This window comes from Kitasatospora sp. NPDC059803, from assembly GCF_042732255.1.
In the GTDB taxonomy this organism is placed as follows: Bacteria; Actinomycetota; Actinomycetes; order Streptomycetales; family Streptomycetaceae; genus Kitasatospora.
Map to the genome: position 1 here is coordinate 47,691 of NZ_JBHWIJ010000008.1, position 8,887 is coordinate 56,577.

At 74.5% G+C, this 8,887-nt stretch carries 8 protein-coding genes; 1 reads left to right on the top strand and 7 read right to left on the bottom strand.

The genetic code is table 11. The annotated features are described in order from the left end of the window. Positions 1–136: 136 nt before the first annotated feature. The 5 genes from pyrE to ACFV6I_RS02595 all read right to left on the bottom strand — a co-directional run bounded on the left by pyrE (position 137) and on the right by ACFV6I_RS02595 (position 6,021). Entirely contained in the window at positions 137–673 is a 537-nt protein-coding gene (pyrE, locus tag ACFV6I_RS02575) for an orotate phosphoribosyltransferase (RefSeq protein WP_380423334.1), read from the bottom strand. 30 nt (positions 674–703) lie between these two features. Next, positions 704–1,699, bottom strand: coding sequence for an SRPBCC family protein (locus ACFV6I_RS02580; RefSeq protein ID WP_380339099.1), 996 nt, complete (start codon positions 1,697–1,699; stop codon positions 704–706). 93 nt (positions 1,700–1,792) lie between these two features. Continuing rightward, complete coding sequence (locus ACFV6I_RS02585; protein ID WP_380423335.1) at positions 1,793–3,427, bottom strand: polyamine aminopropyltransferase; 1,635 nt, start codon at positions 3,425–3,427, stop codon at positions 1,793–1,795. A gap of 139 nt (positions 3,428–3,566) precedes the next feature. After that, positions 3,567–4,097 carry a DUF2617 family protein gene (locus ACFV6I_RS02590; protein WP_063348528.1) on the bottom strand — a complete coding sequence of 177 codons (531 nt, stop codon included), beginning with the start codon at positions 4,095–4,097 and terminating at the stop codon, positions 3,567–3,569. 508 nt (positions 4,098–4,605) lie between these two features. Further along, entirely contained in the window at positions 4,606–6,021 is a 1,416-nt protein-coding gene (locus tag ACFV6I_RS02595) for an amidase (protein WP_380423336.1), read from the bottom strand. A gap of 91 nt (positions 6,022–6,112) precedes the next feature. Between ACFV6I_RS02595 and ACFV6I_RS02600 the strand changes: the two genes are divergently transcribed. Beyond that, positions 6,113–6,727 (top strand): TetR/AcrR family transcriptional regulator, encoded by a 615-nt coding sequence (locus ACFV6I_RS02600; RefSeq protein ID WP_380423337.1) that lies wholly within the window; start codon positions 6,113–6,115, stop codon positions 6,725–6,727. On the opposite strand, the gene ACFV6I_RS02605 is transcribed toward ACFV6I_RS02600, so the two are convergent. Continuing rightward, positions 6,707–7,867, bottom strand: coding sequence for a pyridoxal phosphate-dependent aminotransferase (locus ACFV6I_RS02605; protein ID WP_380423338.1), 1,161 nt, complete (start codon positions 7,865–7,867; stop codon positions 6,707–6,709). The two genes, ACFV6I_RS02600 and ACFV6I_RS02605, sit on opposite strands and share 21 nt — an antisense overlap. 119 nt (positions 7,868–7,986) lie before the next feature. Continuing rightward, the gene (locus tag ACFV6I_RS02610; RefSeq protein WP_063348532.1) at positions 7,987–8,544 is read right to left on the bottom strand and encodes a YbjN domain-containing protein; all 558 of its coding nucleotides are present in this window, start codon (positions 8,542–8,544) and stop codon (positions 7,987–7,989) included. Between the last annotated feature and the right edge of the window lie 343 nt (positions 8,545–8,887).

The following is an 8,887-nucleotide window of genomic DNA, read 5'->3' on the forward strand; positions in this document are numbered from 1 at the left end:
CGGTCCAGCGGGGCGGCCCCCCCGGGGGGGGCGGAGCCCGGGGGCTTCGCGCTGTGCACGCGAGGGGGCCGGGTCCGGTCTCACTTTTCACGTGAAACAGGACCCGGCCCCTTCGTGCTGTCAGGTCCGGCCGGGCTCAGAGGCCCAGGTCGTCCAGGTTGTAGGCGGTCACGTACGGCAGGCCCTGCGCCTCGACCGCGGCCGCGCCGCCGCGCTCCACGATCACTGCGACGCCGACCACCTCGGCACCCGCCTCGCGCAGCGCCTCGACGGCGGTCAGCACCGAGCCACCGGTGGTGGAGGTGTCCTCGACCGCCAGCACCCGGCGGCCCTTGACCTCCGGGCCCTCGATCCGGCGCTGCAGGCCGTGCGCCTTGCCCGCCTTGCGGACCACGAAGGCGTCCAGCTCACGCCCGCGCGCGGCGGCGGCGTGCAGCATCGCGGCGGCCACCGGGTCGGCGCCCAGGGTCAGACCGCCGACGGCGTCGTACTCCAGGTGCGAGGTCGCGTCCAGCATCACCCGACCGACCAGCGGGGCGGCCTGGCCGTCCAGCGTGATCCGGCGCAGGTCGACGTAGTAGTCGGCCTCCTTGCCGGAGGAAAGGGTGACCTTGCCGTGTACGACGGCCTTGTCCTTGATCTGTGCCAGCAGGGCGTCGCGGTCGTTGCTCATGAGCGTCCAGTCTAGGCCCTCTCCCGCCGGTCAGCGCCGACGCAAGGCCCTGACCAGCACCACGGCGCCACCCAGCAGCGCGACCCCGCCGCCGATCACCCACGGCACCGCGCTGCGGCCGCCCGAACCCGGCACCACGATCCCGCCGGCCTCGCCGCCCCACCGGGACGCCGCCCGGGCCCGGGCACTGCGGGCCGGCAGCGCCGGGGCGTACCGCCCGCGCGGCGGCGCGTGGTCCACCTCCTCGGCCGAGCGGCCGACGATGCTGCGGCGCACCGGGCCGCCGCCCGCCGGCTCCTCCTCGTACTCGAAGAGCGGCTCGGCGGGGAGCTCCTCGGCGACGCCCTCCTCGGGCCCGTCCTCGTCGCCGCCGCCGGTGGGCAGGCCGAAGCGCTCGGCGTCGGCGTCGGAGAAGGCGATCAGGTCGGACAGGTCGTCGTCGAGGTCGTCGCCGGGCTGGTCCTGGTGCTCCTCGATGAACACCACGCTGGCGTCGGTCCCGGCCTCGGCTTCGCTGCCGGCTTCGCTGCCGGTCTCCGGGTCGCCCTCGCCGTCGTTCTCGCTCTCCGGCTCGGGCTCGGCGTCCGGGGAGGCGAGCGCGGTGGCGAACCGGTCCAGCAGGCGGCGCCCGGCGGCGTCGAGGGTCTCCTCGTCGAACTCGGTGAGCCGGCCGGTGGCGCTCAGGTCGCCGGTGAAGCGGACCACCGCGGTGCCGTCCTCGGCGCCGTCCGCGACGCTGACCCGGACGGTGGCGGTCGCCTCGCCGCTGCCGCGGGCCTCCTGGCCCTCGGCGAACACGGTCAGCACGCCCTCGCGTCCCTCGATCAGGGACAGCACGCCCTTGTACGTGATGGTGGAGCCGCCGATGCGCAGCTTCAGCCGGCCGCCGATCTCCTCCGCCGGCCCTGCGCCGACCGCGGCCGGTTCGGTGCTCAGCCCCGGCACGCTACGGGCCAGCAGAGCCGGATCCTGCAAGGCCTGCCGCACCAACTCGGCGGGCATCGGGACGACAACCTCATGCTCCATGTCAGGGAGCCTACCGACCCGACCCCGCCCGGTCCCTACCCACCGCCACCCGACTTCCCCGGGACCACCGGTGTCCCGCCCCGCGCCCCCGGTTCAGCGGGGGCCGAGCAGGGTGAGGGCGGCCGGGGGGTGGGCGGGGCGGAGGGCGGCGAGGCGGGTGGCGGAGCCGCGGAGGGCGTCGGGGGTGAGGGCGCGGGGCGGTGGGGCGTCGGGGGCGAGGGTGAGCGGGGGCCGGGCGGCGGCCGCGAGGAGGAAGGTCTGGGCGGCGCCCGGCGGGTCGGGGCGGCAGCTCGCGGTGGCGCTGCCCTGGACGGCGTACGGGACGGTCTGCAGCCCAGCCGTGCGCAGGCCGGACTCGATCGGCCAGAGGCCGCTCGGGTCGCCGCCGGCCCGGACGGCGACGCGGCCGCCGGGGGAGAGCAGCCGGGTGGCGAGGCCGTAGAACTCCTGGGAGTGGAAGGTGACCGGTCCGCCGTCGGCGGGCGCGGGCAGGTCGGCGAGCACCACGTCGTACGGTCCGCCGGTCGTGGCGCCGCGCAGCCAGGCCATCGGGTCGGCGGCGGTGGCGTGGACGCGGGGGTCGTCGAGGGAGTGGTCGGTGAGGGCGGCGAGCCCGGGGTCGGTGCGGGCGAGCCGGGGGAGCTCGGGGTCGGCGTCGACGAGCCGGACGGAGCGGACGCCGCGGTGCCGGAGCACCTCGCGCAGGGCGAGGCCGTCGCCGCCGCCGAGGAGCAGGACGCGGGCGTCCGGGCCGGCGGCCATCGCCGGGTGGACCAAGGCTTCGTTGCCGCGGTACTCGTCGGGTCCGCAGACGGTGAGACGGCCGTTCAGGTAGAGCCGGAGCGGGCCTTCGGCGGGGCCGGTGAGCACGATCTCCTGGGAGTGGCTGCGGGCGGCGAAGCGGACCTGGGCGCCGTAGAGGGCGTGCCGGGCGGCGCGTTCGATGGCGCCGGAGCCGGCGGCGGCCGCGGCGAGCAGGGCGAGGACGAGCGCGCAGCCGCCCCAGAGCAGGAGCCGTATCCGGGGGGCGGGTTCCTCGCGGAAGAGCCAGAGCACGACGGCGGCTCCGGCGACGGCGTTGACGGCGCCGGTGACGAGGGCGCCGTCGCCGGGCCCGAGACCGGGGAGGATGAGGAAGGGGAAGGCGAGGCCGCCGATCAGCGCGCCCACGTAGTCGGCGGCGAAGAGGTCGGCGGCGGCGCGGCCGGCGTCCTCGCGCCGGATCCGCTGGATGAGGGTCATCAGGAGCGGGATCTCGGCGCCGATGAGGATGCCGATGAGACAGGTGAGGCCGACCATGGCGGCCTGGTAGCGGCCGATCCAGGCCCAGCAGGAGTAGAGCGCGAGGACGGAGAGGCCGCCGGTGAGCGCGAGGGCGCATTCGACCAGGGCGAAGGCGGTGGCGGGCTGCCGGGTGAGGCGTTTGGCGAGGAGCGAGCCGAGGCCCATCGCGAACACCATGACGGAGAGCACGACAGAGGTTTGGGTGACCGCGTCCCCGATCAGGTAGTCGCCGAGCGCCACGAGTTCGAGTTCGTAGACGAGTCCGCAGGCCGCACAGACGAACGCGGCGAGCAGGACGGTGAGGCGGGCCAGTCGGGGGTGGGAGCGCAGCCGGGACCGACGGCGGGCGGGCAGGGGGGCGAGGCTCCGCCCGGGCCGGGGTGGGGCGCCGTCGTCGAGGTCCACTCGCGAGCGGGCGGGTGGACCGGCCGGATGGTTGATCACGAACAAACGCTAGGGGACGTTCGGGACGGATAGCTGCGCCCATTCGACGGACAGTGCGGGACGCCGGATTGACGAATCGTTCCTGCGTGCGATTCATAGGCCATGGAGGGATCCGTGACCCTGGTCGGGCGGCTGGCGGTCATGCCCCGGACACCACCAGCGAGGAGCGGGTGCAGACCAGCCGGCCCTCCTGCGGGTAGGCGTGCCAGGTCCGCCAGAGCAGCCGGTCGGCGCCGCCCTGGGTGACCAGCGCGGTGAAGGCGCTCGGGTCGCCCGGGAACACCCCGGCCAGGCCGCGCGGGTGGCCCTCGACCAGGGCCAGCAGTTCCTGGGCGCGGGCCGCGAAGTCGTGCGGGGGCAGCGCCTCGATCCGGGCCGCGAACTCGTACTCCCAGCCGCCGACCTGCTTGGCCACCCGGGCCGGCAGCGGGGTGCGGCGGCCGGGCAGGCAGGCGACGGTCTCCAGGCACTCGCCGGGGCCGGCGGCGATCACCACCTGGTGCGAAGCGCCCAGCAGTCGCAGCTGGAGGGTGCCGGCCGTGGCGGGGTGGCCGCCTCCGTCGAGTCTCAGGTCGCGGACCGCGAGAGCGGGCAGCGGGTCGCCGCCCAGGCACCAGGCCAGGTCACCGGCGCGGGTGTCCGTGTAGGAGGTCTGCAGTGTGGTGAGCATGCTCGGCTCCGCGTTTCAGCTCCGTGCGCGCCCGCCGAGCAGCACCGAGTAGGCCTAGGCGATGGCGAGGCTGTTCGTGGCTGTGCGGCCCTGGGCGCGGCCGACCGTGGAAGGAGGGATTCCGGCTGGAGATTCAGCAGCAGAGAAGCATGAATACGCCGGGTCCGCCGGTGATTTACCCAACTTTGTCAAGCATTCACCGTTTCGAGCACACCTGCTTCCCGGCTCTGATCGACCCGGTGTGCGACTCTGCACAGCGCGCGCCCCTATGACCGGGTCGTGCGCCGTGCACGCTGGTAGTGCGCCGGGCACGCGCCTCGTGCGCCACCGCCCTGCACGCACCGGGCGGGCAGGGCGGTCGGAGCGTTCCGCCGAGGTTGAGGGAATTGCCTCACAGGCATCATTCAATCGTCAACCAGACGTCAACCAACCATGACTGTCAGGCGAGTTGAGGAAGTCCAGCCCGCTCGCCGGGCCATCATTGCTCCCCTCACGGCCGGGGGTCGATTCACGGCCGGGGGTCGATCGGCGCGAGGACCCCGAGCCGGTCCTCGACCGCCTGCGCCGCCTCCAGGCAGAGGTCCTCCCGGAACGCCCGCCCGACGAGCTGCACCCCGGTCGGCAGTCCGTCGGCCAGGCCGGTGGGCACCGCCACCGCTGGCAGCCCCGCGAAGCTGGTCACCTTGCACAGCCGCATCGCCGTGCGGACCAGCTCCCACCCGGCCGCGTCCCGGGACTCGATGCCCGGCTCGACCGGCGGTTCGGTGAACACCGGTCCGAGCAGCAGCGGGTACTCGTCCAGGAATTCGGCCCAGGAGCGGCGGATGCCCAGCCAGCTCCCCATCAGCTCCATGAGCTCGGCGGCCGTCGCGGGCGGGGTGCGGGCCATCGTCAGCTCGATGTAGCGGTCGCCGCCCGGGCCGAGCAGGGGGCGTACGGCGGGCCACTTGGGTGCGAACTCGGTCATGGTGATCCGGTCGCACACCTCCAGGGCCTCGTCGAGCCGCGGGACGTCCGTCACCTCGCGCACGTCGTACCCGGCGTCCCGCAGCGCCGCCGCCGCGCGGTCGACCGCGGCCCGGACGGTCGGGTGGACGCCGTGGCCGCCCGGATCGGCCACCACCGCGACCTTCACCGGCCCGGGCAGCGGCTCGCCGTAGCGCGGCACGGGCAGGGCGCGAGGGTCGCGCGGGTCGGGGCCGGCCAGCACCTCGTAGGCCAGCCGCAGGTCGGCGACGCTCCGGGCGAGCGGGCCGTCGGAGACCAGCCACTGGGAGGCCGGCCCCGGGTCCTGCGGCCCGAACGCGCGGTGGTCGGCGGGGAAGCGGCCGCTGGACGGGTTCAGCCCGGCGACCCCGCAGAACGAGGCCGGGACGCGGACGGACGCGCCGGAGTCGTTGCCGAGCCCGAGCGCGGCCAGGCCGGTCGCGACGGCCGCGCCGTCGCCGCCGCTGCTCCCGCCCGGGGTGCGGCCGCGGTCCCACGGGTTGGCGGTGTCGCCGTAGAGCTCGCTGCGGGTGTGCATCCCGGCCAGGATCATGGTGGGCATGTTGCTGTGCCCGATCGGTACGGCCCCGGCCGCGCGCAGCCGGGCGACCGGGGGAGCGTCGGCCCGCGCCACCAGGTCGCGGAAGCGCGGCACCCCGAAGGTGGTGGCCACGCCCTCGATGGCGGTGGTCTCCTTCACGGTGAACGGCACGCCCGCCAGCGGGCCGGGGTCCTCGCCCGCGGCCAGGCGCCGGTCGAGCTCCTGGGCCTGTGCCCGGGCGCGCTCCGCCAGGACCTGGGTGACGGCGTTCACCTGCGGGTTCACCGCGCTGATCCGCTCCAGGTGGCTGTCGAGCAGTTCGACGGCCGAGACCTCCTTGCCGCGTACCGCCGCCGCCTGCGCGGTGGCCGTCAGTCGCCACAGGGCGTCCTGCATGACGTACTCCCCTCCTCGTTCCGATGCGCTCGTATCGGTACCGTAGCCTGGGAACCGATACGAGTGCATCGAATAAATCGGAGGGGCGCCCGTGCCCAGACAGGTGGACCACGACGGCCGACGCCGACGGATCGCCGAGGCCGTCTGCCGGCTCGCCGACGAACGCGGCCTGGAAGGGGTGACCCTGCGCGACGTGGCCGACCGCGCGCAGGTGTCGACCGGCGCCGTCCAGCGCTGCTTCCGCACCAAGGACGAGATGCTCCGCTTCGCCCTCGGCCACGTCGGCGAGCAGATCACCGCCCGGGTCCGGGCGTACCCCGCCGACGACCCGGCGCCCTCGCCCGCCGCCGCCCTGGCACACGCGGCCGCCGAGGTGGCGCTGCTCGGCGACGGACAGCGCTCCCAGGCGCGGGTCTGGCTGGCCTTCGTCGCACAGGCCGCCGTCGACGAGCGGCTGGCGGGCCCGCTGAACGCCGACTACGCCGCCCTGGAGGGCCTGTTCGCCCGGCTGATCGCCGAGGCCTCGCCGGCGGCCGGGCCGGACGCCGCCCGGGAGGCGAAGACGCTGCTGGCCCTTGCCGACGGGCTCACCACGCACGTCCTCGTCGGCCGCCTCACCGCACCCGAGGCCCGGGCGATCCTGAACGCCCACCTGTCCGGCCTCGGGCGGCGGCCGGGCGACGGCTCAGAGGCGCTGGAGCCGTGACACCGCTTCCTCCAGGACGGAGTCCTGCTTGCAGAAGGTGAAGCGGACCAGGCTGCGGCCGGCCTCGGTGTTGTCGTAGAAGACGGCGTTCGGGATGGCGACGACGCCGCAGCGCTCCGGCAGGGCGCGGCAGAACTCGATGCCGTCCTTCTCGCCGAGCGGGGTGATGTCGGTGGTGATGAAGTACGTGCCCTCGGGGGTGAACACCCGGAAGCCGGCCGCGGTGAGCCCGTCGACCAGCAGGTCGCGCTTGCGGAGCAGGTCGGCGCGGAAGCCGTCGAAGTAGCTGTCGGGCAGCCGCAGCGCCTCGGCGACGGCGTACTGGAAGGGGCCGGCGCTGACGTAGGTGAGGTACTGCTTGGCCGTGCGGACGGCCGTGACCAGGGCCGGGTTCGCGGTGACCCAGCCGACCTTCCAGCCGGTGAAGGAGAAGGTCTTGCCGGCGGAGGAGATGGAGACGGTGCGCTCGCGCATGCCGGGCAGGGCGGCGATCGGGTGGTGGGTGGCGCCGAAGACGAGGTGCTCGTAGACCTCGTCGGTGACGACCAGCAGGTCGTGTTCGACGGTGAGGGCGGCGATGCCGGCCAGCTCGTCGGCGGTGAGCACGGTGCCGGTCGGGTTGTGCGGGGTGTTGATCAGCAGCAGGCGGGTGCGCGGGGTGATCAGGGTGCGCAGTTCGTCCAGGTCGGGGCGGAAGTCCGGGGCGCGCAGGGTGAGCGGGCGGCGGGTGGCGCCGGCCATGGCGATGCAGGCGGCGTAGGAGTCGTAGAAGGGTTCGAGGGCGATCACCTCGTCACCGGGCTCCAGCAGGGCGAGCAGGGTGGCGGCGATGGCCTCGGTGGCACCGGCGGTGACCAGCACCTCGGTGTCCGGGTCGTAGGAGAGGCCGTGGAAGCGCTGCTGGTGCTCGGCGATCGCGGCCCGCAGCTCCGGGATGCCGGGGCCGGGCGGGTACTGGTTGCCGCGGCCGTTCAGCACGGCGTCGGCAGCGGCCCGGGCCACCGAAGCCGGGCCGTCGGTGTCGGGGAAGCCCTGGCCGAGGTTGATCGAGCCGGTGGCGGTGGCCAGGGCCGACATCTCGGCGAAGATGGTCGTCCCCATACCGGCCAGTCGGCGGTTCAGCAGCGGCCTGTTGCCCATCGGTGGCTCCTCACGCGTCGTCGTCGGCCCCATCCTGGGTCAGCCGGGGGCCGGGGACAAGGACGGCCCGACCACCTGGGGCCAAGTGGTCGGGCCGTGCGCTCGCGGGGCGGGCAGGGTCACGCCTCGTTGGTGCCCTCGGGGGTCTCGCCGTCCTCGCCCTCGATCTCGTTCTGCAGGCCGAGGCGCTCGACGATCCACTGCTCGAAGCCGACGGCGGCCTGGGTCCAGTTGGCGGTGGTGGTGACGAAGTAGTCCAGGTTGACGCCGGTGCCGACGATCATCTGGGCCTCGCCGATCAGGCGGACCACGCCGTCCTCGTGGGTGTGGGTGTAGACCTTGGGCCAGAGGGTCTCGCGGTTCCACTCGTCGATGAGGTCGAGGATCTCGCCCTTCTTCTCCAGCGGGTACGCGCGGTCGTAGAAGGCGCGCACCGCGAAGAGCTCCTTCTGCTCGCCGCGGAACATGTAGTAGACGCGGAAGCCCTCCCAGGGGGCGGTGAGGTCGCCCTCCTCGTCCACGACGTGCTTGAGCTGCATCTGGTCCAGCAGCTGGGTCACCAGGCCCTGGTCCGGGACGATGATCGGCGGCGGGCCGGCCGGCCGCCCCTGGTCGCCGGGCTGGCCGCCGCCCTGGGGCGCGCCGAACGACGGGATGGACGACGGGTCGATGCTCATGGGGTCCTCTTCCTCAGTGCACGTGGTGGCCGGCAATGAGAGGCCGCCCTTTCCACTTCCCATCCTGCCTCATCCGGGGCCTGCCTCACAGGGGCACCCGGCCACGCGTCGATCTTCGTCCGGGGCGCTCCCGACGCCCGCCGCAAGCGGTGATGGTGACGGAGCGTGTCCGGCTGGAGGGCCGCCGCGGCCGGGGCGCCGGCGGGGCGCGGCGGGTGCGACCGTGGCCGAGTGTGCCGTCAACTGTGCTGTGCGGCAAGGGTGTTGACTGGGGGGCGCCCCGGCTCTTGGGGCGGGGCCGGGGGGGGGGGGGGTGTGTGTGTACACGACGGCGCGGGCGGCG

Bases quoted from the DNA above. Each gene is read 5' to 3' on its own strand.
- ACFV6I_RS02590 (WP_063348528.1), bottom strand. From the start codon at position 4,097: ATGCTCACCACACTGCAGACCTCCTACACGGACACCCGCGCCGGTGAC.
- ACFV6I_RS02610 (WP_063348532.1), bottom strand. From the start codon at position 8,544: ATGAGCATCGACCCGTCGTCCATCCCGTCGTTCGGCGCGCCCCAGGGC.
- pyrE (WP_380423334.1), bottom strand. From the start codon at position 673: ATGAGCAACGACCGCGACGCCCTGCTGGCACAGATCAAGGACAAGGCC.
- ACFV6I_RS02580 (WP_380339099.1), bottom strand. From the start codon at position 1,699: ATGGAGCATGAGGTTGTCGTCCCGATGCCCGCCGAGTTGGTGCGGCAG.
- ACFV6I_RS02595 (WP_380423336.1), bottom strand. From the start codon at position 6,021: ATGCAGGACGCCCTGTGGCGACTGACGGCCACCGCGCAGGCGGCGGCG.
- ACFV6I_RS02605 (WP_380423338.1), bottom strand. From the start codon at position 7,867: ATGGGCAACAGGCCGCTGCTGAACCGCCGACTGGCCGGTATGGGGACG.